General features: G+C 39.2%; 20 protein-coding genes and 1 tRNA gene. 7 read left to right on the top strand and 14 right to left on the bottom strand.

Annotated elements, in window-relative coordinates; all coding sequences use genetic code 11:
* Positions 1–77: 77 nt before the first annotated feature.
* Positions 78–620 (top strand): nitroreductase family protein, encoded by a 543-nt coding sequence (locus BM102_RS01310; protein ID WP_090478134.1) that lies wholly within the window; start codon positions 78–80, stop codon positions 618–620.
* Between the two features lie 42 nt (positions 621–662).
* Here the strand turns inward: BM102_RS01310 and BM102_RS01305 are convergent, their stop codons facing one another.
* Entirely contained in the window at positions 663–1289 is a 627-nt protein-coding gene (locus BM102_RS01305; RefSeq protein WP_090478131.1) for a helix-turn-helix domain-containing protein, read from the bottom strand.
* Positions 1290–1560: 271 nt separating this feature from the next.
* Positions 1561–2256, bottom strand: a complete 696-nt coding sequence (locus BM102_RS01300) for a hypothetical protein (protein WP_090478128.1) — start codon at positions 2254–2256, stop codon at positions 1561–1563.
* A gap of 82 nt (positions 2257–2338) precedes the next feature.
* Between BM102_RS01300 and BM102_RS01295 the strand changes: the two genes are divergently transcribed.
* The gene (locus BM102_RS01295) at positions 2339–2683 is read left to right on the top strand and encodes a helix-turn-helix domain-containing protein (RefSeq protein WP_177194874.1); all 345 of its coding nucleotides are present in this window, start codon (positions 2339–2341) and stop codon (positions 2681–2683) included.
* Positions 2684–2867: 184 nt separating this feature from the next.
* On the opposite strand, the gene BM102_RS01290 is transcribed toward BM102_RS01295, so the two are convergent.
* Positions 2868–2940 (bottom strand) — tRNA-Gly (locus tag BM102_RS01290).
* Positions 2941–3051: 111 nt separating this feature from the next.
* Between BM102_RS01290 and BM102_RS01285 the strand changes: the two genes are divergently transcribed.
* The gene (locus tag BM102_RS01285; protein WP_143085446.1) at positions 3052–3741 is read left to right on the top strand and encodes a hypothetical protein; all 690 of its coding nucleotides are present in this window, start codon (positions 3052–3054) and stop codon (positions 3739–3741) included.
* Here BM102_RS01285 and BM102_RS01280 read toward each other — a convergent pair.
* The 5 genes from BM102_RS01280 to BM102_RS01260 all read right to left on the bottom strand — a co-directional run bounded on the left by BM102_RS01280 (position 3722) and on the right by BM102_RS01260 (position 8459).
* A complete protein-coding gene (locus tag BM102_RS01280; protein ID WP_090478121.1) occupies positions 3722–4936 on the bottom strand; it encodes a DNA polymerase Y family protein in 1215 nt (404 codons plus the stop codon). The genes BM102_RS01285 and BM102_RS01280 overlap by 20 nt on opposite strands.
* 67 nt (positions 4937–5003) lie before the next feature.
* The gene (locus BM102_RS01275; RefSeq protein ID WP_090478505.1) at positions 5004–5798 is read right to left on the bottom strand and encodes a Cof-type HAD-IIB family hydrolase; all 795 of its coding nucleotides are present in this window, start codon (positions 5796–5798) and stop codon (positions 5004–5006) included.
* A gap of 7 nt (positions 5799–5805) precedes the next feature.
* A complete protein-coding gene (locus BM102_RS01270; RefSeq protein WP_090478118.1) occupies positions 5806–6465 on the bottom strand; it encodes a methionine ABC transporter permease in 660 nt (219 codons plus the stop codon).
* On the bottom strand, positions 6458–7477 hold the full coding sequence (locus tag BM102_RS01265) for a methionine ABC transporter ATP-binding protein (protein WP_090478115.1): 1020 nt from the start codon (positions 7475–7477) through the stop codon (positions 6458–6460). Before BM102_RS01265 ends, BM102_RS01270 begins: the two co-directional genes overlap by 8 nt.
* Positions 7478–7577: 100 nt before the next feature.
* Positions 7578–8459, bottom strand: coding sequence for a MetQ/NlpA family ABC transporter substrate-binding protein (locus tag BM102_RS01260; RefSeq protein WP_090478112.1), 882 nt, complete (start codon positions 8457–8459; stop codon positions 7578–7580).
* A gap of 235 nt (positions 8460–8694) precedes the next feature.
* Between BM102_RS01260 and BM102_RS01255 the strand changes: the two genes are divergently transcribed.
* The 4 genes from BM102_RS01255 to BM102_RS01240 all read left to right on the top strand — a co-directional run bounded on the left by BM102_RS01255 (position 8695) and on the right by BM102_RS01240 (position 13718).
* Entirely contained in the window at positions 8695–9930 is a 1236-nt protein-coding gene (locus BM102_RS01255) for an immunoglobulin-like domain-containing protein (RefSeq protein WP_177194873.1), read from the top strand.
* A gap of 35 nt (positions 9931–9965) precedes the next feature.
* Positions 9966–10496 carry a hypothetical protein gene (locus tag BM102_RS01250; protein WP_090478107.1) on the top strand — a complete coding sequence of 177 codons (531 nt, stop codon included), beginning with the start codon at positions 9966–9968 and terminating at the stop codon, positions 10494–10496.
* A 125-nt stretch (positions 10497–10621) separates the two neighbouring features.
* Entirely contained in the window at positions 10622–11929 is a 1308-nt protein-coding gene (locus BM102_RS01245; RefSeq protein ID WP_090478104.1) for an ABC transporter substrate-binding protein, read from the top strand.
* 16 nt (positions 11930–11945) lie between these two features.
* Positions 11946–13718, top strand: a complete 1773-nt coding sequence (locus BM102_RS01240) for a methyl-accepting chemotaxis protein (protein ID WP_177194872.1) — start codon at positions 11946–11948, stop codon at positions 13716–13718.
* Position 13719: 1 nt separating this feature from the next.
* On the opposite strand, the gene BM102_RS01235 is transcribed toward BM102_RS01240, so the two are convergent.
* The 6 genes from BM102_RS01235 to BM102_RS01210 form a co-directional block, all read right to left on the bottom strand.
* A complete protein-coding gene (locus tag BM102_RS01235; RefSeq protein WP_090478099.1) occupies positions 13720–15141 on the bottom strand; it encodes a response regulator transcription factor in 1422 nt (473 codons plus the stop codon).
* A gap of 10 nt (positions 15142–15151) precedes the next feature.
* On the bottom strand, positions 15152–16972 hold the full coding sequence (locus BM102_RS01230) for a sensor histidine kinase (protein WP_090478097.1): 1821 nt from the start codon (positions 16970–16972) through the stop codon (positions 15152–15154).
* Positions 16935–18527, bottom strand: a complete 1593-nt coding sequence (locus BM102_RS01225) for an extracellular solute-binding protein (RefSeq protein ID WP_090478094.1) — start codon at positions 18525–18527, stop codon at positions 16935–16937. Before BM102_RS01225 ends, BM102_RS01230 begins: the two co-directional genes overlap by 38 nt.
* 75 nt (positions 18528–18602) lie before the next feature.
* Positions 18603–19433, bottom strand: a complete 831-nt coding sequence (locus BM102_RS01220; protein ID WP_330388552.1) for a carbohydrate ABC transporter permease — start codon at positions 19431–19433, stop codon at positions 18603–18605.
* Positions 19433–20356 carry a carbohydrate ABC transporter permease gene (locus tag BM102_RS01215; protein ID WP_177194871.1) on the bottom strand — a complete coding sequence of 308 codons (924 nt, stop codon included), beginning with the start codon at positions 20354–20356 and terminating at the stop codon, positions 19433–19435. The genes BM102_RS01220 and BM102_RS01215 overlap by 1 nt, the downstream gene beginning before the upstream one ends.
* A 59-nt stretch (positions 20357–20415) precedes the next feature.
* On the bottom strand, positions 20416–21813 hold the full coding sequence (locus tag BM102_RS01210) for an ABC transporter substrate-binding protein (protein WP_090478088.1): 1398 nt from the start codon (positions 21811–21813) through the stop codon (positions 20416–20418).
* Between the last annotated feature and the right edge of the window lie 52 nt (positions 21814–21865).

Genomic DNA, 21865 nt, shown 5'->3' with positions numbered 1-21865 from the left:
TTCCAGAGCGATTGTGATACAATCCAATTGATTGCAACCTGATATTAATTATAGACACTTTCACTAGGAGGATTATTATGGAATTCCAACAGGTTATTGACGCTAGACAGAGCGTTAGATCATTCAACGGTAAGCAGGTTTCTGAGGAAATCCTACGCGAGATGGTATCAGCTGCATCAGCTGCTCCTTCTTGGAAGAACACTCAGACATCTCGATACTACTGTATTTCTACTCCAGAACAAGTAAGCAAATTCAGAGAGACTGTTTTACCTGATTTTAATCAGAACAGCACAAAAGATGCAACAGCATACATTGTTACTACATTCCAAAAGAATGTTTCTGGATTTAACAGAGCTACAGGAGAGGCCGACAACGAAGTTGGAAACGGCTGGGGTGCTTATGATCTTGGTTTACATGACATGTTGCTCTGCGCAAAGGCTGTTGAGCTTGGTGTAGACACACTTATCATGGGCTTAAGAGATGCAAAGGTTGTTGCTGATTTCTGTGGCATTCCAGAGGATGAGCAGGTTATGAGCATCATTGCTGTTGGTTACAGATCAGAATCTGTTACTAAGAAGCCACCTCGCAAGAATGTTGAAGATATTGCGAAATTCATATAATTAACGAAAAGAGGCCATCCAAATGGATGACCTCTTAATTTTTTATTTTAAACTCAAATCTATATCCTCAATATTATACATTACTAATGGTTCATTGTTGTAAACTATAGCGACCTTAGTAGTATTAGGGTATAAGTATGCATTAGTTATAAATACTTCTTCATTAGCCATAGACAAATCCCTATATGATGAGAAAGTTAGATTTATTATTTCCCCATTGTTAGAATAATCTATGGCACACCCACCCATACTTCTGTAAAAAGGCAAATCTGTTGCAATAATAAAGTTTTTCCCATCGTACTGAAAAGATTTTATTTGATTGTTAGAAGATATATCCATCCACTTTGTTTTATGCAGCGCAAATCCCATTAATACGATTAATATAGCAATAAATATATATGCAAATTTTAGTTTTTTACTAAGAGATTTTCTTTGTACTGTGTCAGTGGAAATTTTTTCTACCACTGCTGCATCCCCTTTTAACAATATATCTAAAGGAATATCTAATATATCTGACAGCGACACTATTACCTGTAAATCTGGATAATTTCTTTCGATTTCCCAATTTGAAATAGCTGATCGTGATACGCCTATTTTTTCAGCAAGTACTTCTTGGCTCATATTCAATTCTGTGCGTCTTTGCTTGATTCGACTTCCAATACTCATCATTCCCACCTCCTACGATTACATTAAAGGTTTTGTATCGAAAGTACAATATAAGCTGACGTATTTCGTACGTCACAATTTGTGACATGCCTTAATATACCCCAGTTGTCCCCCATATGGGCCTACGCGCGAGACGGAATTTTCTATACGCATAAGTATTTGATAGTGAGTCCAACTCACTAAAAAGGCCAATTTCCCTTTATTGTCAATTGTCCAATCGGCGATTGGACAATTCCACTATTTTGCAAATCACTATTTCATTGTCGAATGTAAATCAGAACAATGCTCTTTTAACCCGGTTATTAACACTCTTAATCCAAGTAAAGATTCTACTTATTGGACTATGTTTTGGTGCGATTTTATCATTCTTGTCAACAGCTTGTAGAATATTGTCATTGGTAGAGTGTACCCTATAATCATAAGTTTTTATAACTGATAATGCCGGCCTTATTTTAATTCGTTTACAATAATTATTTTGTATATGGTATCCCCCTACAAATTGTCTTGTACCATCTGTAAGTCTTTTATAATTGTTATGTCTAAGCTGAACGTTTCCATCATTATCAAGAGAAATAATTCTCCAAGTATCTTCTTTATATTTGATTGTCAATGTTTTTTCAAATATAGAAGTGGTCATCCTATTAGTAACGTATATATCTCTAAGAACTTTAGTGCTTAAAAATGTATTATCAAAAAATGTACAATATCTTTTATAGTTTTTAGGATCTGTAGCTCCAATCCTAAGATATGCTTTGGTGGCGCAAGCCTTACACTGTGATAACTTTTCATCGTATTGATTCAAACATATAATATCTCTATCAGGATATTTTTGTATAAGTTTACATGTTTTATCATGTATTGAATTATCAGTAATCAGTCTAAAAAACTTGATTTTCTCATCACTCAATACTCTATGCCGCCAATCACTTTCTAAAAAGACACTATGATAACTATTATTTGTTTTGCTCATCGTCCCTCCTTATATACCATTGGTATATTGATTGTATATTATTCCATTGGTATAATCAATGTTAAATTCAGGAGGATTATTGATGGCCGAGCTAAATATAAAAAGATTAATTGAATGTAGGGAAAAAAATGAAATTACAAAAATGGAAGCTGCAAAAAGGATGCAGCTTTCGCAACCAGCATATTTAAGATACGAGTCAGGAGAAAGAACTCCTTCAATTCAAACGATTAATGTAATTGCAAATGTTCTACATACATCGGTTGAATATTTGACCAATCAAACCGACGACCCAAGTCCAGTATCTTATACAATATATAAGGCATCTGATCCTGAATTATTCGAGCTAATTAGTCAATGCAAAGATAAAGAGCCTAATATAATAAAAAGGATTCTTGCATATGCAACAATGTTAGGAACTAAGCCATAGAATCAAGAAGGGAAACATCTCGTCAAATTGCGCGAGACGGGGTGCGGGTGTCCAGTGGACACCTCTGCGAAGCAGAAGCACCGACCGAGCCGGCAGGCGAGACCTCGAACCTTCGAGGCCCGTATGGGCCTCGTTAATTAAAAAAGGACATATCCTAATGGATATGTCCTTTTTAATTAATTAGAGCGCGAGACGGGACTCGAACCCGCGACCCCCACCTTGGCAAGGTGGTGCTCCACCAACTGAGCCACTCGCGCAAATCTGTTGATTGCCTCAACAACAATGGTTATTCTATAGGAATTCCAAGGATAAGTCAAGCACTTTTTACACAATTGTTTATATTTTTTTATAATGCTAAAATCATAGATATGAAAGCACAAAAATTGGCCAGGGAATACATTCAAGTCAAAGATGATAATGGCAAAGTAATCGGCTGTGGTTTTAATCAATCATGGCTTAATAATACTGACCTTAAAGGCCTTAGCAATCAAGGTTGCGGTATGATTTCAGCAATCGATTGCGCTCTATATCTTTCTAACAAAGCTTCTATTTCCCAAACAGACTACATTCAACTATGTAAAAACTTTTCTAGTACTATCGTATTTACGAAGTTGTTTACCAGGGAATTCTTCGGCAAACTTTCCATTGGCATTCTACCATTTCAAATATGCAGATATATTAATTCCATGAGATTCATTCAAATGAAAGCAAAATGGAATGGTATTCATGGGCACAGAAATATGCTTTCTACCATGGAAGAAATGCTTAACAACAACATCCCTGTCATCTGGGGATTGTATCGATATAATCGCAGAATAACACTCTATTCCTATGATTCTATAAATGATACATATAAAGCTACCGCATCTACTAATAGTCACTACGTAAATGCGATAGCTATCATTCATAATGATACCCAAATCCACAATACAATGATAAAGGTTTCATCCTGGGGACAAATCTTCTATATTGACTATGATGAATATCTTGCATATGTAGGCAATTCAATCATAAGCAAGTTTTGCTCAAATATAGTGGTTATTGATTCCGTCTGTTGATATTTTTGCTAGTATCAATGGTGCTGGCGCGCTGCACTGCACTATTTCCAAATTTTCCTCTTATAGAATCCAGAGTGGAATCCAATGCCTTTCTCTTCTCTTTATTCTCATCCTGAAATAGCGACATCTGCTCAAATCCATCTCTTTCTATATCTGATAGAGACAGTCCCAGCAACCTAAGAGGCTCTCCATGCCAGCTTTCTCTTATTAGCTGCTTAGCAGTTTCAAAAATAATATCTGTTACATCTGTAGCTTCCGGAAGTTTTTTCTGATGGGATTTGTTTACAAAATCTAGATTCCTAAATGTGACACCTATACATCTACATTTTCCCTCATCGGCTCTCATACGTGCTGCGACTACATCCGTCTGAGCCAACAGCAAACGGTTGATGGCTTCTATATCTACTAAGTCTTCTTCAACCGTTGTTTCTGCAGAATATCCCTTTGCATCCTCTGTCTCCTGAAGCACTGGGGAATCATCTATACCATTTGCATAATTATGAAAATGCACAGCCCCTCGTTCTCCAAGAAGCATTGTCAATTGCTCCACTGGATATTTCGCCAATTCACCGATTGTAAATATTCCTAGGCTCCTAAGCCTTGCCGATGTTGATTTGCCGCATGTGAATAAATCCTCCACTGGTAAAGGCCACATTTTGCTCTCTATTTCATTTAAAAATAGAGTGTGCACCTTATTTGGCTTTTCAAAATCGCTAGCCATTTTGGCACATAATTTATTAGAAGCGACACCCACATTAACAGTAAATCCAAGTTCTTTATAGACTCGATCCTTTATTTCATAAGCTGTTGCAATTGGATCTGGATAAATAAGATTCATGCCAGACATATCCAAAAATACTTCATCGATTGAAAAAGATTGCATCGTAGGGGTATATTCCTGGCATATTACTTTGAAAGCTCTGGAACATTTTACATACCAATCAAAATTAGAGCCTGCAATTACAAGATTAGGACATTTTCTAAGGGCACTGGAAACAGGCTCCCCAGTAACAATGCCATATTTCTTTGCAGGAATTGATTTTGCCGCTACAATGCTTCTTCTAGAATCTGGATCACCACCAACTATGGATGGAACTTCACGCAAATCAGGCCCGCCATTTTTTAGCATCTCCACCGCAGACCAAGAAACAAAAGCACTATTAACATCAATATGAAATATTAATCTATCACTCATATAAAAAACCTCTAGCTTTATATTACACCATTATAAGCTAGAGGCAAACACATGTTTTATAAAATTGTTAAAATTCGAATTCTTTTAGGACTTGATATACGCCCTTTTCAGCCCATGATGGACAGATGTTATTTGCATGCTCTTTAACAACATCTGGGGCAGATGCTACTGCATAGCTATGCTTTGCAACATCAAGCATACCAATATCGTTATTGTTGTCGCCAAACACCATTGTTTCCTCTGGTGAAATATCAAAGATTCTTTGTATAAAGCCAAGGGCTGCGCCTTTATCAACTGACTTATCCATACAGTCAATCCAGTCTTCTCCAGCCATTGTAGCCTTTACTTTGTCTTTCCATTCTGGAATGATTTTGCCCTCACCAAGGTCACGGATAGATGGTCTATTAAATGCTGATATTTTGATAATCTTTTTGCCGGCTGTAAGGATATCTTCTACTTCCTCTACGTGATTACGATATCCTTCGGTGAGAAGCTTAATAAAGCTTTCATCATTTCCTGGCTCAATATAAGTAACGCCAGGGCCTTCCCAAATAATGTTGCAGCCCGGTGTTTCTCTGAGTTCATGTGTAAGTCCCTTCACGTATTCCCAGTTCATTTCTGCAACGTGAATATCCACACCTCTACATTTAACGTGAGCGCCATTACTTGCTATGAAAATCAAATCATCTTTGATTTCATCAAACATTCTTTCAACGCTGGTAGACTGTCTACCACTTGCGATACAAACAATGATATCCTGCTCTCTGAGCTCTTTAATTTTTTCAATAAACTCAGGATAAATTTCAGATGATCCATCTTTAACTAATGTACCATCTACATCTGTGGCGATTAATTTGATCATATTCAAACTACTTTCTCTTATCTAAATTACTAGCAACTTTCATTCCAACATTTTGAATAATCTGGAACAAGATAATCAAAAGAATTACAGTAACAATCATAATATCTGTCTGCCATCTGTAGTATCCATAACGAACGGCGATATCACCAAGTCCGCCACCACCGACTGTACCAGACATTGCAGAATATCCAAGGATATTTCCAGTTGTGATAGTTGCTCCTACAATAAGAGATGTGCGGGCCTCAACAAGCATTACCTTAAACACGATATCCCAGTTGCTAGCGCCCATTGACTTAGCAGCCTCAATAACACCTGGGTCCACTTCATTAAGAGAAGACTCTACCATACGTGCAATGTAAGGTGCAGCACAAACTACAAGAGGAACGATTGTAGCTGTTGAGCCATAGCTCTTTCCAACAACAAGTCTTGTAAATGGAATCAATAAAATAAGAAGAATAAGGAATGGTATTGAACGAACTACGTTACATATAACATCCAAAATTCTATAAACTACTCCGTTAGGCTTAAGGCCATCCTTGCTTGTGACCTTGAGAAGAATTCCAAGTGGTAATCCTAAAACATATGCAATTAAAGTAGAAACAATTGTCATGTAAAGAGTATCGCGAATACCCTCTAAAATCATATTAATAACCTGTGAATCAAACATCTCCAGTCACCTCCTCAATTTCAAGGCCTCTTTCCTTAAGATAAATAATGATATCCTCCTGAAGTTGTTCATCCTCTGGAAGTCCAAGAATCATTTCGCCCTTTGCAAAGCCGCCAACGTTCTTTGTATCTGCACGAAGAATGTTAACTGCAGTCTGGAATTTTAATACCATGTTTGCAATAACAGGCTCGAAAGAAGAATTCTCTGTAAATACAATACGAATCTTTCGTTCGCCATTGAGAGTCTCTACTGTGCCACCAGACTTTTCGCTATCACCACGAAGGATAAGCTCTCTAGCCGCACTAGACTTTGGATGATTAAATACCTCCTCAACCAAACCGTTTTCAACAACCTGGCCCTTTTCAATGATTGCAACCTTGTTACAAATTTCAGATACAACTGACATCTGGTGAGTGATTACAACGATTGTAATACCATACTTTTTATTGATATCTCTAAGCAACTCTAAAATAGAAGCTGTTGTCTGTGGATCGAGGGCCGATGTTGCCTCATCACAGAGAAGAATTCTAGGATTGTTTGCAAGAGCTCTGGCGATAGCCACACGCTGACGCTGACCACCTGAAAGCTGAGCTGGATATGCCTTTGCTTTGTCGGCAAGGCCTACTACTTCAAGTAATTCCTTTGCTCTTTTTCTGGCATCTGCTTTTGAAACCTTCTGCAGACGAAGTGGGAAACAGATGTTATCCAAAACATTTTTCTGCATAAGAAGATTGAAGCTTTGGAAAATCATAGCAATCTGGCTACGCTCAGCTCTAAGCTCAGCCTCTGAAAGCGCACCAAGATTTTTATCTCCAATCCAAACCTCACCACTAGTTGGTCTCTCTAAAAAGTTAAAGCATCTTACAAGGGTACTTTTTCCAGCACCTGACATACCGATGATTCCATAAATATCACCTGTCTCAATTGTAAGATTAATGTCTTTTAACGCGTCGACCTTTGTCTCTGACTGATCGAAGGTTTTCGATAAGTTTTTTACAACAATTTCGTTCATATTTTTTCCTTTATTTTTAGTAATCAAAAGTAAAAACAAGTGTAGTAACACTACACTTGTTTAGATTAACCTTTGTCTTTATATTGGTCAAGTATACGACTTATTTTTCGTAGAATACTACTGCTCCATCATATGTATCTTCGATGAATTTCTTGATTTCATCAGACTTAAGCACTGATACAAGAGCCTGAATCTTTTCGTCGTTCTCATGTCCTTCGTATACAGCGATGATGTTTACATATGTCTCAGCTGCAACTGAATCTGAAGCCTCATATGCGATTGAATCCTTAGCAACTGAGTAGCCTGCCTCAAGTGCATAGTTACCATTAAGAACTACATAAGCAACCTCACCAACTACACGTGCTACCTGAGCAGCCTCAAGCTCCTGGAATTCAAGGTTGTATGGGTTCTCTGTGATATCGTTAACTGTTGCCTCAAGACCAACGCCATCCTTTAATGTAAGAAGACCATTGTCCTGAAGAAGTAAAAGTGCTCTAGCTTCATTTGTTGTGTCGTTTGGAATTGCAACAACATCACCATCTTCTACATCATCAAGTGATGCCTTTGTGCCAGGGTAAATTCCGAATGGCTCATAGTGAATATCACCAGCATCTACAAGATGTGTTCCGTGCTCCTCGTTGAAGCTATCAAGATAAGGTACATGCTGGAAGTAGTTTGCGTCAAAATCCCCAGACTCTACAACTTCGTTTGGCTGTACATAATCTTCAAATACTGTAACCTGTAAATCGTATCCCTGCTCTGCGAGTAATGGCTTTGCAGCTTCAAGAATCTCTGCATGTGGTGTAGCTGATGCTGCAACTGTGATTGGCTCTAAATCCTCTGTAGCCTCTGTGCTTTCTGTTGTCTCCTCTGAAGATGTGTCTGCAGCTGCATCTGAGCTTCCGCAACCTACAAGTGCCCCAGCCAATACAACACATGCTAATGATACGCTAGTAATCTTCTTTAATAAGTTGTTTTTCATATTTGTCTCCTCCTTCAAGCCCATTATTTATATTGGGGTTTTGTTTCGTATTTGTTTATGAATGAGACTTTAACACACCACAAACTCTACTTCAATACGGTTCATTATACCTAGATTTAATAGCTAGTTATCAATTTTATTTATAACCAGCATTTTCTTTTACGAATGCTTTGTTTTTAAGGGAAAATGAACTATAATTTTTTTAATTAAATATATATTTATAGGTAGAATGATTATGAAAAAGAAAATATTTATTATTTTTATTCTAACACCTGCAATTCTATTTGTTACTACCGCTATCATCCTTGGAATATACGTTACAAACCACTCGGACCTTGTATATTCCGAAGTTTTTGTTGAAGCCGGTACCTCAGATTGCAATGTAACAGAATTTCTAAAGGATCCAACCACTTCCGCCAGATTTTCAGATGATTCTGTTTTTGATCCTAATGTACCAGGTGATTACGAACTTACTATTATATGTACGAATTCAAGAGGAAGAGAACGCTCCTTTGCCTCCACCTTGCATGTGCAGGATACCACAGCGCCTACTGTTACTCTTTCAGCAGACTCTATTGATATGTACACCACAGCCGATGTTCCAACAGCCGCTGATTTAGTTGAATCTGTAAATGATGTGAGCAACTGCACCATTGATTTTGCTGATACATACGACTTTACAACAGAGGGCTCATTCGATGCCACAATAGTTGTCACAGATGCATCTGGCAATCAAACCACTGCAACTATCCCTTGTACTGTTAGAAAGGATTCCACACCACCTGTTATTACAGGCGTAGAACCAATTGAAATCACCCAGGGCGATACAGTTTCTTATAAAAAGAACGTAGAAGTGACAGATGATTTGGACCCAAATCCTACGCTTGAAGTTGACAGCTCAGAAGTCAATGTAGATAAGCGTGGCACTTACAATTTGACATACACAGCCACAGATTCTGCAGGTAACACAACCACAGAAACTACAACTGTAAAAATAGTCTCAGCAAAAATTGCCGAAGCCACAGAAGAAAATGTTAATGCAATGGCTGATGCCATTCTTGCTGAAATCATCACCGACGATATGTCACAATACGATCAAGCCAAGGCAGTCTTCGACTGGGTAGTAGACAACATCCAATATTCTGAAACAGCAGGAATTGATGACCTCTACTCAGCAGCCTACAAAGGAATGCACAACCGCATAGGCGATTGCACCGTCAAGCAAAAAACTGCCGAGGTCATGCTCAACAGACTTGGCATTAAAAATATGGAAATCGAAAAGATTCGCGATACACGTGGTCACTACTGGTTATTAATCGACATAGGCGAAGGCTGGTATCACTACGATCCAAACCTTCAGCTAGACGGCACAAAGATATTCTACTGGCACGACGCCGACCTATGGGAATACTCAAACGCACATCATAACACACACAATTATGACCCTAGCAAGTATCCAACTATCCAATAGCAAACAATGAATTTACATAAAGGAGAACTAACAAAATGAAAAACAAAATTATCGCATTTGCGTTAATCGCAACTACTGCACTTTCACTTGTTGCATGCGGAGGTTCTAGCGACACAAAAGTCATCGAATCAAGCAACACTACATCCACTACAGCAACATCAACAAACAGCGGCTACGTATTCTCATACAACGGCACAACAATCCCTGTAGACGCCGATGCAGCACCTATCATCGAAGCACTTGGCGAGCCAAACTCATACTTCGAATCACCAAGCTGCGCTGCCGAAGGCATCGGAAAGCTCTACACATACAACGACTTCGAAATCCAGACATACCCTGACGGAGACACAGACTTAATCCTCTACGTACTCCTTCGTACAGACAACGTAGCCACAGCCGAAGGCATCGACCTTTCAAGCTCTCGCGACGACATCATCGCAGCTTACGGTGATCCAACCGAAGAAGCTACCGGCTCAATGAAATACACAACCGACACAATGACTCTCGTCTTCGTATTCGACGGCGACAGCCTCGTATCGATAGAATATGACAGTTTGAAAAACTAGTATTAAAGCAGGTCAATAAGACCTGCTTTTTTTTTACCAAAAATCCGCTACTATTCACAGAATTTTAATTCATTCGTTATACAATCAAACATAATAGACAAATTTCATTATGGAGGGTTGCAATAATGAAGAAGCTAAATTCGATACTGGGATGTATGGTTCTAGCTTTGGCTGTGTTCCTGTCAGCATGTACAAAACAAGCAGAAACTACATCCGCCACTAGTGATATTGAGGAAAGTGCAAGTGAAATCACTTTACTAAACATCAAAGCAGAAGTAACTGATCAGATAAAAACTTTGGCTCAAACCTACGAAGCAGAAACAGGTGTCCATGTCGAAGTACTTGAGGTTGGTCCTGGTGTTGATGCACAGGCTATGATTAAAGGATTATATCTATCAGATCAAATGCCTGATATCATCGCCTGTGAGGCATCCGGTTTTTCAAACTGGGAAGGTTTACTTTTAGACTTAAGTGATGAGGAATGGGCTAGCAGAACATCTGGAGCTTATGTAGACGAGAACTATGGAACCATAGGTTTTCCATATACAACAGAAGCCATAGGACTAGCCTATAATGCTGATATTCTAAATAAATGCGGTGTTAATCCTGCATCAATCACAAATCTTGATTCAATGCGCGCCGCATTTGAAGCTGTTGATGCAAACAAAGAAGCTCTTGGACTGGATGGTGTTGTTGATTGTTGCGTTGAACCTGTAAATTTAGGATGGTCTTCTGGAAATCATTTATTTGGTGTGTATGTCGATTCAGGCTTGTCTCGCGATGATACAACTTATATAGATGGCATAAATGATAATCATGCTGTTGATGCAACCAGATTTTCAAACTATGCAGCTATGATAAGTTTAATCTATCAATATTCAAATCCTGACATGCTTTTGAGTGGTGATTATGATTCTCAAGTGGCAGGTTTTGCTGCTGGCAAATACGCTTTTATCACTCAAGGCTCTTGGATTGGAGCATCCCTTGCTGCTAGTGATGCATATAAAGCTGCAGGAAGTTTTGAAGTAGGCATGGCTCCATACGCTTTTGAAGATGGTATTGATACAATCCTTACATCTTCTCCTTCTTGGTGGGCGATCCCAAAAGAGGGTCAAACTGAAGCTGCAAAAGCCTTTCTTCAATGGTGTTCAGAGGACGCCGGTCAGAAAATTTTAGTAGAGCAGGCAGGCTTCGTAAGTCCATTCACAGATTGCCAGTACGTAGCTGACGATCCATTCGCCCCTGTTTTATCTGCTTATTTATCTGAAGGCAAAACTTCTAGTTGGCATTGGATGGATTTACCTTCTGGCGTTGGAAGCAATGAAGGCGGTTTATGTTATTGCTTCTACCGATTTGCCGCAGGCGAAGATGATGCCAATACTTTCATGACAGATATAAATAATACTTTGGAAACATGGTATGCAAAACAATAGAAAGGGGGAGATAATAGTGAAAAATAAGACTACTAATACAGATGTAAAAATTTCAGGCTTCAATTCTATAGTTGTACAAATATTATCTCTGAATATTGCAATGCTTGTAGCTTTCATACTTGTTCTAGGGATGATTATGATGGCTATGCAAACCTCCACTTCAAATAGTATTGAAATGTTCGACTCCATGATGACATTAACGGAACATGAAGCCAATTTAAAAACTGACGTAATGACTTTGTACGATCAGTGTATAGGTTATGTTGCTTCTGGTTCTCAGGAAACTATGGATACGATTTTGCCTCAAATCGATATTGCTAAACAGGCTGTAAGTGATGACATTGCTGATTTAACAAACGATTTCTCTACCTACAATAATGAAGATGCCACTGCTCAACTGGAGGAAATCGCTGCACAATATGAGCGTATGTGTGGATACATTGATAAAGCCATCGAAAAATGCGACGCTGGAGATCAAGAAAATGCTTACGCTATGCTTTTTGATAAAGCCGAACTTCAAAAGGTAGCAATGATTCATTCTACTGTAGTTTTGGATCAGGCTATCCAGGATAATGCAGTAGCCACCAAGGAAAGCATGAACAAGCTCCTTGCACAGGGCAGAATAGTCGCACTAATTGGCGCTGCCATCATTGTATTTTTAATCATATTAAACTTCCTGATTAGTTATAGAAGTATTGTGGTTAAAATCAAGGATATAAGCAACGAAGTTAATCAGATTATTACTAATATTCAAAAAGGTGAAGGAGATCTTACTGCAAGAATTCATACAAAGACAAAGTCAGAACTTTTATACATCAAAAACGGTATTAATCACTTCATCGAAACCCTGCAGGGCATCATGAAGGACGTAAAAGACGGAACCACAGTACTTACTGAAAGCTCCGAGGAAGTCAATTCACAACTACGACTTGCAGATGATAATGTAACGAATTCGTCTGCTGCCTTAGAAGAACTCTCTGCTAATATGGAATCTGTGGTTGGTATTCTTGAATCAATAAATGAACGAGTTGACGATGTAAAGCAAGCAGCTGAAAGAATCACAACCCAGGCTGAGGAGGGTTCTGGTACTGCGAACGAAATCAAAGCAGAGGCTGATGAGCTTCAAATTAAAGTCAACACCAAAAAAGCTGATGTTGGAGAAAAAATGGCCGCTCTTTCAACTACTCTTGAAAACTCCGTTAAGGATTCAGAAAAGGTCAGTCAAATCAGTGATTTAACTAATGATATTTTGGATATTGCAAGTCAAACTAATCTGCTTGCTTTAAATGCCTCTATTGAGGCAGCAAGAGCTGGTGAAGCCGGAAAAGGCTTTGCCGTAGTTGCAGATGAGATTAGCAAGCTGGCAGCAAACTCTACTCAGACTGCTGCAACCATTCAGAATATTGCAACTGAGGTTACAGCCGCAGTAAACTCCTTGGCTTCTAATGCCAAGGAAGTGCTTGATTTCATCAATGGAACAGTAATCAATGATTACGACGAGTTCGTTGATACTGGTGAAAAATACGGTCATACTGCCGAAGTCATGAATGAAATGCTAACTGAATTCACCGAAAAAGCAGACAGTCTGAATGAAATCATGAAGGCCATGGTGGAATCTGTTGATACCATCACTAATTCTGTTCAGGAAAGCTCACAGGCAATCTCAATGAGTGCCGCAAATTCAACAGAAATCGTTTCCGGCATCAAGGCTATTTTTAGCGCTATGGACCGAAACAATGAAGTAACCGAGCAACTGAATGATACTACACAAAAATTTACGTCACTATAAGTTAACGTGCAGTATTACGCCGATATTCACTTGGTGACACGCCAACATATGATTTAAAGCTTTTCATAAAATGTTTTTCATTGTCGTAACCTACCTTCATGGAGATTTCGTTGACTTTGAGGTCAGTTTCGGTGAGGAGGCGCTTGGCTTCCCCCATGCGAAGATCCTTTAGGTAGGTTACGAAGTTGGTGCCAGTGATGTTTTTGAACTCTGCCGAAAACAGCGAGTAGTTCATAGAGATGTGGTTGCTGACCACCGCCATGTTTAAGTCGCTGGCATAGTTTTCGTTTATGTAGCTTACAGCCTGTTGTATTTTGGCAGCTACTTGGTCGGCATCATTGGCAGCCCCAAGGACTTGCTGTTCCGATAATACGAAGTCCATGAATTTCTCACGATAGCTTTCTAGGCAGTCAGATTCCAGCGGATTAACAAGCTCGTTTGGTACAGGCTTTTTGTATACTGATGAGTATTCACTTACAAAATTGTGCATCGCTTCTAAGAAACTTTCTGCTGGGATTTGTCCTCTTGCTGCTGCAATAAAAAAGCCATCCCACTCCTTCTTTAGGTCTTTGGTTCTTTCTGTCCCCATCATATGCACCCTAGCAGATATAGATGAACTGTCGGAACACTTTGATGCTAGCTTTATAAGCTCCTCTGGTACAGTTGGCAAATCACTGTCTACAGTGCTCATATTCAATAAAAAAGCTTCTCCACGCCTACCAAGTGCTTGTTTGTAAGCTTCCTTCAAATCTGTAACAGATGCATATACATCGCTGATTCCAATGTATTTTCCATTCTGTAGCTCTGATTCACCATTCGGTTTTACGATAAATACGTTTTGCCCTTGTACAGAATTTAGTGTTATTCCAATGCGTGATTTAAGAGATACCTTTTCGCTGGCTACAATCACAATGTATTCCTGGCCAACTTCACGCATTAGCTTTTGGCTCATAAGCTCAATATCTTCAGCATTAGAATCCTTATCCCTGAGCATGTATTTCAAAAGCTGATTATCCATGGCCTCAGTTTTTTCCTGATCTTCTCTGCGATGATTTAGCTCATTATTCAACTTTTCAAGTACAGTCTTTAGCTTTTCTCTTTCAACTGGTTTTAGTATGTATTCCCGGACGCCCTGGCGCATCATTTCTACAGCATATGAGAAATCATCATAACCGCTGATTGCCACAGCAAGGGGAGGATTTTCAAGCTCTTGTATTGCCTGAACCAGCTCGATTCCATTCATTTTTGGCATACGGATATCTGTGAAAACAACATCCACATGCTGGTCCTCTAAAATATCCAGCGCTGCCAATCCATTGTTGCACTCTATTACCTCTTCAACAGGAACTCCGCTGCGTTTAATCATTGACGCAATGCCTTGTCTAATGAGTTTTTCATCTTCCACCACTAAAACTTTATTCATAAACTATCCTCTATACATTATTACTGTTTGTTGCCTGACTCATTGGTATTCGCACACTTACCTTTGTGTAACATCCTTCTTTTGTGGCAACATCAATACCATACTCTTCTCCGAAGGCAGCCTTTAATCTATCCTGAACATTCTTCAATCCGATACCATTTCCAGAGCCACCACCGGTAGCAATTTCACCGGAGATTTTCTTCCTTAACATGTCCAGTTCTTCATCATTCATTCCTCTGCCATTATCAGTGATTTCTATTGTACAATCCTTATCCTTGATAATTCCTTTGATGTAGATTGTGGTATCCTCTGCAATTTCTTCTACGCCATGAATTATCGCATTTTCGATAATTGGCTGAAGGGACATTTTAGGAATCCTTTGCATCATAATGGCTGTAGGTATGTTCAGCGATAATATGATGTCATAATCGAATCTAAGATTAATAAGTGCCATGTAGTTTTTGATGTATTCCAGTTCTTCAGACACAAGCACATTTTCTGAGGTCCATTTCATGCTGTATCGCAAAAGCTTACCAAGGCTAGTTATTGAATCCGAAATTACGTATTCTTCATTCATTTCAGCCATCATCTTTATGGACTCTAAAACATTGTATATAAAATGTGCATTAATCTGATTCTGCAATGCTTTGATTTGACTATCCTTTGCAAGCAATTCTCTATCAATGTTTTGCTGCATAAGGGTCTGGATATTATCAAGCATTCGATTAACCTGATGGGCAAGCTCACCCATTTCATCATCTCGCTTTAGAAGTGGGGCTCTGACAGATAAATCACCCTTTCTAACCTGTCTGATTGTTCGAAGAACCTCGTAAAAATTCTTTAAAACCTGTCGCACTAAGCCATCTATAACAAATGACAATATAATCAAAACCAAAATCATCCAGAGAACGAAAGTATTTCTCTGGCGATAAACATCTTCTATACTATCCGAAATATCCTCTACTGAAACCAACGTACCTGATAGCTCTTTAATGTACATTCCCGAAATGACACTTTTGTCTTCCTTACTGTAATAGGTTTTGATTTCCACCCCTTCATTCACATTATCTGCAGATATTTCCTTAGACAATCCAGATGCGATATTCTTAACAGTTTCATCTGTGTTTTTTCCAAAAATAACCTGGCCATCTGATGTAACAAAACAGCTGATTTCATTGGCAATATTTTCATACATTGACGGAAACATAGTGCTCATTTTCATGCTGGTTTCGATGTAACCAATGTTCCCGTATTTTCTATCATTGATAGGAGTAATAAGTGCCATCATAGGTGTAACATCACTGGTAGAAAAGAGCCTATCCTGATAGTTAAAAACCCATCCGCCTTCCTGTGCCATGTCCACCCATTCCTGGTTTTGCAATCGGGATGAATTGTACATTACAGGCATCATTTCTTGAACATTATCTGTAACTGCATAATATCTGGCGCCGTATAAAACAGGGTTAGTGTTAATCAATCTCTCCAAAGATGCCACATCATTTTTATAAATTTCAATCCATTCTTTGGTGCTATAATTGCCTTGATTCTTTGCCGTTATCAAAACACCGTTCATGGTTTCATCGGACAGAAAAAACTGTGTAGTCATATTAATAGAATCCACATTATTTCTGATGCTATCCTGCCGCCTTGCCATAGTGGAATCCAGGTAAGTCACGCTCTCCTCGATAGTGGACTGTTCCATGTTGTAAAACATCACACCACTTAGAATGGCAATTGGCACAATAATAAAGACCAGTATTATGGCGGTCAGCTTCGTATTCAGTTTTAACCCTTTAATTGATTCCCAATTTTTCTTTTGCCTTAACCACATACTGATATCGTTTCTCCTGAAGTCCATCGTAGCCTAATTCCACTCGAGTAGACTTGTATTCCTCAAGAATTCTATCGAATTCCTCATCACTTTCTGCCAACAAAAGCTGCTGCAATGTGTCAGCCCACAATGCCTTCACCTGGCTGTCAATATATGCATCCTCCGTATCCGCCGGAAGAATAACATCATACTGACCTGTATACTGAGCATACTGATATGTCCATTCTTCCAACTGAGTAGTTGGCGATGTGTTATTGGTTTTCCATTTCAGCTGCATTACATTATCCTGAAGCATCCAGTATGCATCATCAGCGCCGTAAATCTGATCATAGGATTTACGGTCGGTATTCAAAAGTTTTAATACATCTGATTTAATAACTGGCTTGCCGTCCACCATGTCATAGGTAATTCCCTCAACACCCAGATATACCAGCTTTTGGCCCTCTTCTGAAATAAGATAATCGATAAACTGAATAGCTTTTTCAGGATCCTTGCAGTCCTTTGAAATCATGGTGACAGTCCATCCGCTTGCTGTATTCGTTGGCAGAATATGGTCATCTCCATTTTTATTCTTTGGACCGTCTACAGCTATATAAATACTATTCGGATTCTTGGAATAAAGAATCTTTTGCTGATCAGCCATATCTGTGTATTGATACAACATGCAAAAATATCTGCCCTCAGCAATTTTCTCTTCCATCTGCGAACGCTGATCTATGAAAACATCAGTAGCAAGATATCCCTCCTCGTTCAAACGTCTAAACATCTTTAGCCACTGAAGATATTCCGGATCAGTGTTTCTATCATAGAGCTGTCCATCCTTTTCATATGGGACAGCCAAGAAATTCTGAATGTACTGGTCAAAAGACACATTACCTGAATCATCAAACAAATGAGCTCCTATTGGAATGAGCGGCTTGCCATCCACCTGCGGAAACATTTCCTTTGCTTTCTTTACCGCATTTTCGAAGCCTTCCATGGTAGTCATATCCGGGCTTCCAATGGCTTCATAGATATCCTTTCGCACCAGGAATGTCTGATTAGAACCTATGTTGTCGTTGTTTTCTACATCCTGTGGGGTTACCGAAGAACATGGATATCCATAAATATTTCCATCGTTCTGAGTGTACCAGCTGACAGCCTGCTCGTCGCTGACCTGATAGAAATATGGGTCATACTCATCCGCCAATTCATTGATGGCGTATACCATATCCTTTTGAATCAGCTCATTGACCTGAGGCTCCCACCAGCCCAACGTAATCAAATCTGGCAACGAACCAGACTCAATTATGGCATTAAGTTTTTCCTCTTCATTTCCCTGTGGAGTTATGAAATTAATATTAACCCCTGTGTTTTCTGTGATAGTTCTAGAAACAACATTGCTTCCCCAACCAGTATTGAACCATGAGTAGTTTATATACCAATCAAGGGTCACAGTATCCCCATTTGTTACACTGGCTTTTTCGCTTCCAGTTTCCAAACCGCATCCCAAAAACGAAGTAAAAACAAGGGTTAACCCTATTGTCTTTTTTATTAAATCCTTCTTTAGTTTCATGTTTCTATTATACTTATAACCCCTATGCCTTTCAACGAAATAAGGACTGCCGCAAATCGCGCCAGTCCATTATCTTTATTCTTTTACGCTTCCAGCAGAAATACTGCTAATGATATATCTAGAGCAGAATGCAAATACAATCATGATAGGCACTACCGAGATGGCAACACCCAAGTAGATTGCTCCCTGATTTTTCTGTAAATCAGTTGCTGCATTTAATGTAGATATCATTACTGGTAACGTCATTTTACTAGGAGTATTTAAAAGTATTAATGGCATTAAATATGAATTCCAGTTACCAATGAAAGCTCCAATTGACATTGTTGCAATACCAGGAGCCATGATTGGTAAAACAATCTTGTGGAAGATATGTATTTCCGATGCTCCATCGATTCTTGCTGCTTCCAGCAAAGCCTTGGACAATGTTGATTTTACATACTGTCTCAGGAAGAACACGATACCTGGTGCTGCAATCGCTGGAATAATAAGTGGTACATAGGAGTCGATTAATCGCAGTTTCTGACAGAGATTGTAGAAACCAATCAATGAAAGCTGAGCAGGTATCATCATAAATACCACAATAACCTTGAATAAAAGGTTGTTTCCCTTCCACTCATACATAGCCATCGCAAATGCGGTAATAGCTGAAAAGTATGCAGTGAGGAGAGTTGCCGGAACAGCTACCTTGATACTGTTAAAGAAACCTTGAAAGAGGTTTACATAATCAAACAACACAACCCAGTTATCTTTTAGGCTGCTGCCCGGCAAGAATGAAAATGAATGAGTTATCTCAACGCCTGAACGGGTCGAGTTTACTATCATCAACCAAAATGGGAGGAGACATCCTAATGCCAACACAATAAGCGCAATATAAAGAATTACTTTTTTAATCTTTGTTGCCATCATTAATCCTCCTTTCCGCCAATAAATTTGAATTCCAGTACTGAAACTATAAGAATTATGATAAACAGTGTATATGCTATTGCCGACGCAAAGCCTACCTGATGAGTTTCAAAACCAAATTTGTACATATACATAACAACAGTCTGAAGTGTTCCACCTGGCTCACCAGCTGTTGATGCACCTGCCACACCGTTGATAAGGAATGGCAAATCAAATAACTGTAAACCACCAATAAGTGATGTTACTGCTACGTATAAAAGAATAGGTCTTAGAAGTGGAAGTGTAATCTTTCCAAATGTTTTCCATCTTCCTGCTCCATCAATCGCCGCTGCTTCAAAGTAATCATTAGGAATACCCTGAACACCAGCCATAAGCATGATGAATGAATTACCAAACCACATCCATGCCTGAATTACAGCTACCACGCCCCATGCTGTAGAACGCTGTCCTAACCAGTTTACCTGCTGATCTATGATTCCTGCTGCAAGTAGAATCTGGTTGAAGGTTCCATACTTCCAATCCAACAAAGTCTTGAAAAGAAATGCAACAGATGTTGCTGCAATAAGATTTGGTAAATAGTAGACTGCTCTAAAAACTGCAAGACCACGTACTTTGTACTTGATATCCGAAAATACGATAGTAAGTAAAAATGCTAATCCAAGCTGAAGAACAATATTCAGTCCCCACATTTTTACTGTGTTATAAAGAGATCTCCAAAAGAATTTATCTCCCAATACACGCTTATAATTGTCTAAACCTACAAGTGCAGGTTCACCATAACCTTTGTAATCTGTAAAGCTTAAAAATAAAGTTCTAAAAACTGGGTAAACACTAAAAATAAGAAACACGATGACGAATGGGAGCACAAAAAGATATGCTGCATTATTCCTATTCTTCACCACATTTTTCATAGAAAACGCTTTCATCCAATCCTCCCTCTAAATTTCGGGGCTGACAGAAGTCAGCCCCTTCATCATCATAATGATTATCTTTCAACTGTGATTTCTGGATATGTAGATTCAACTACATCATAGAACTCAGAGATTGCATCCTCTTTGCTCTTCTCGCCTGTCTTGATTGCTGTAATAGCAGCACCCCAAGCATCGTTGATAATCTTGTCGTAACGAGTTACCTTTGAGTAATCAATGTGCTCAGCCTGCTCCTGCCAGAATGAGTACATATGCTGATTACCATATACAGGATTCTCATCATCTTTGTGCTTTTCAAGAACTGATACTAGCGAAACTGTGTCACCTTCAGATTTCTCAATCCACCACTCAGCTGTTTCTTCATCAAGGGTTACCCACTTAAGGAAATCCCAAGCAAGGTCTTTGTGCTCAGAGTTTGCAGAGATACCGATGAATGTACCACCACCAAAACCATAAGCAGGACCTGAACATACTCCCCATTTTCCAGATGTCTCACCTACATTGTCTCTAAGTGTAAGAACACCCCAGCTTGGAAGACCGAATGCAAATACTTCAGTCTTATCAAGATCTTTAGTAGCCTCTTCAAATTCTTCTGCATCCCATACGTTTACTGAGTCATCAGCATAGCTCTGGATGTCAGCTGTAAGGATAGGTACCTCGCCAGCCATAGCCTGATACCATGGTGTTGACCACTGGTTTGCATATGCTGTGTAGTCGTTCTGATACAAATCAACAACAAGGTCCATGTAATCAAGGCGAGCCTGGTTTACATTGAGCTTGCCATCTACAACCCATGCGCTATCGCCTGAGAAGTAGTTGATTTCAGCATCTGATGCGAAGATTCTGTATCCAGCATCCTTAAGCTGCTTTGCTGTAGAAAGAACTGTGTCGTAATCAGCAAAAAGCTTTCCAATTTCTTCTGGATCATCTGTTCCGAATACGCTCTCAGCGATGTCTCTACGATAGTAGATACCTGCTGGTGTAATCTGGTAAGAAATTGCTCTCTGGATTCCCTCTGAATCCTGACCTACCTTCCAAACGTAATCAACAATCTGGTCTGCATAATCCTGTGCATTGTATGGTGCCTGATTTAAATCCTCGAAGTATCCTGCATCATAGAAATCTTCAAGCATCTGTGGCTCACCTACGATGATGTCTGGTGTTGTCTGACCACCGTTAAGAGCTGTCTGCACCTTTGTAACATAGTCTGCAGGCTCGATTACTACTGTCTCAATCTGGACATCAGGATTCTCCTCTGCATACTTTTCTGCGAATGTCTGAAGATCCTTTGCAAGAGTCCAGATAACGAGCTTTTCACCGTCCTCGCTTCCTACTGTTGCAGAATCAACATTTTCGCCCTCCAATACGGCATCACTGCCATCGCTTCCGCAGGCTGCAAGAGAAAGTGTCATTGCCCCTACAAGAAGTGTTGCTAAGAATTTTTTTAGCTTCATTCTTTCATCCTCCCAAACATTTATAGTTTGTTGTTATGATTGAATTATAGAT

It is taken from the genome of Pseudobutyrivibrio sp. JW11 (genome assembly GCF_900115355.1).
Classification (GTDB): domain Bacteria; phylum Bacillota; class Clostridia; order Lachnospirales; family Lachnospiraceae; genus Pseudobutyrivibrio; species Pseudobutyrivibrio ruminis.
This window is presented reverse-complemented; position numbering and strand designations above follow the sequence as displayed.

What these genes read in the sequence shown, in the direction of transcription:
- BM102_RS01210 (WP_090478088.1), bottom strand. Translation starts at nt 21,813, where the DNA reads ATGAAGCTAAAAAAATTCTTAGCAACACTTCTTGTAGGGGCAATGACA.
- BM102_RS01230 (WP_090478097.1), bottom strand. Translation starts at nt 16,972, where the DNA reads ATGTGGTTAAGGCAAAAGAAAAATTGGGAATCAATTAAAGGGTTAAAA.
- BM102_RS01285 (WP_143085446.1), top strand. Translation starts at nt 3,052, where the DNA reads ATGAAAGCACAAAAATTGGCCAGGGAATACATTCAAGTCAAAGATGAT.
- BM102_RS01265 (WP_090478115.1), bottom strand. Translation starts at nt 7,477, where the DNA reads ATGAACGAAATTGTTGTAAAAAACTTATCGAAAACCTTCGATCAGTCA.
- BM102_RS01295 (WP_177194874.1), top strand. Translation starts at nt 2,339, where the DNA reads ATGGCCGAGCTAAATATAAAAAGATTAATTGAATGTAGGGAAAAAAAT.
- BM102_RS01305 (WP_090478131.1), bottom strand. Translation starts at nt 1,289, where the DNA reads ATGATGAGTATTGGAAGTCGAATCAAGCAAAGACGCACAGAATTGAAT.
- BM102_RS01220 (WP_330388552.1), bottom strand. Translation starts at nt 19,433, where the DNA reads ATGATGGCAACAAAGATTAAAAAAGTAATTCTTTATATTGCGCTTATT.
- BM102_RS01215 (WP_177194871.1), bottom strand. Translation starts at nt 20,356, where the DNA reads ATGAAAGCGTTTTCTATGAAAAATGTGGTGAAGAATAGGAATAATGCA.
- BM102_RS01235 (WP_090478099.1), bottom strand. Translation starts at nt 15,141, where the DNA reads ATGAATAAAGTTTTAGTGGTGGAAGATGAAAAACTCATTAGACAAGGC.
- BM102_RS01260 (WP_090478112.1), bottom strand. Translation starts at nt 8,459, where the DNA reads ATGAAAAACAACTTATTAAAGAAGATTACTAGCGTATCATTAGCATGT.
- BM102_RS01225 (WP_090478094.1), bottom strand. Translation starts at nt 18,527, where the DNA reads ATGAAACTAAAGAAGGATTTAATAAAAAAGACAATAGGGTTAACCCTT.
- BM102_RS01300 (WP_090478128.1), bottom strand. Translation starts at nt 2,256, where the DNA reads ATGAGCAAAACAAATAATAGTTATCATAGTGTCTTTTTAGAAAGTGAT.
- BM102_RS01255 (WP_177194873.1), top strand. Translation starts at nt 8,695, where the DNA reads ATGAAAAAGAAAATATTTATTATTTTTATTCTAACACCTGCAATTCTA.
- BM102_RS01270 (WP_090478118.1), bottom strand. Translation starts at nt 6,465, where the DNA reads ATGTTTGATTCACAGGTTATTAATATGATTTTAGAGGGTATTCGCGAT.
- BM102_RS01280 (WP_090478121.1), bottom strand. Translation starts at nt 4,936, where the DNA reads ATGAGTGATAGATTAATATTTCATATTGATGTTAATAGTGCTTTTGTT.
- BM102_RS01250 (WP_090478107.1), top strand. Translation starts at nt 9,966, where the DNA reads ATGAAAAACAAAATTATCGCATTTGCGTTAATCGCAACTACTGCACTT.
- BM102_RS01275 (WP_090478505.1), bottom strand. Translation starts at nt 5,798, where the DNA reads ATGATCAAATTAATCGCCACAGATGTAGATGGTACATTAGTTAAAGAT.
- BM102_RS01245 (WP_090478104.1), top strand. Translation starts at nt 10,622, where the DNA reads ATGAAGAAGCTAAATTCGATACTGGGATGTATGGTTCTAGCTTTGGCT.
- BM102_RS01310 (WP_090478134.1), top strand. Translation starts at nt 78, where the DNA reads ATGGAATTCCAACAGGTTATTGACGCTAGACAGAGCGTTAGATCATTC.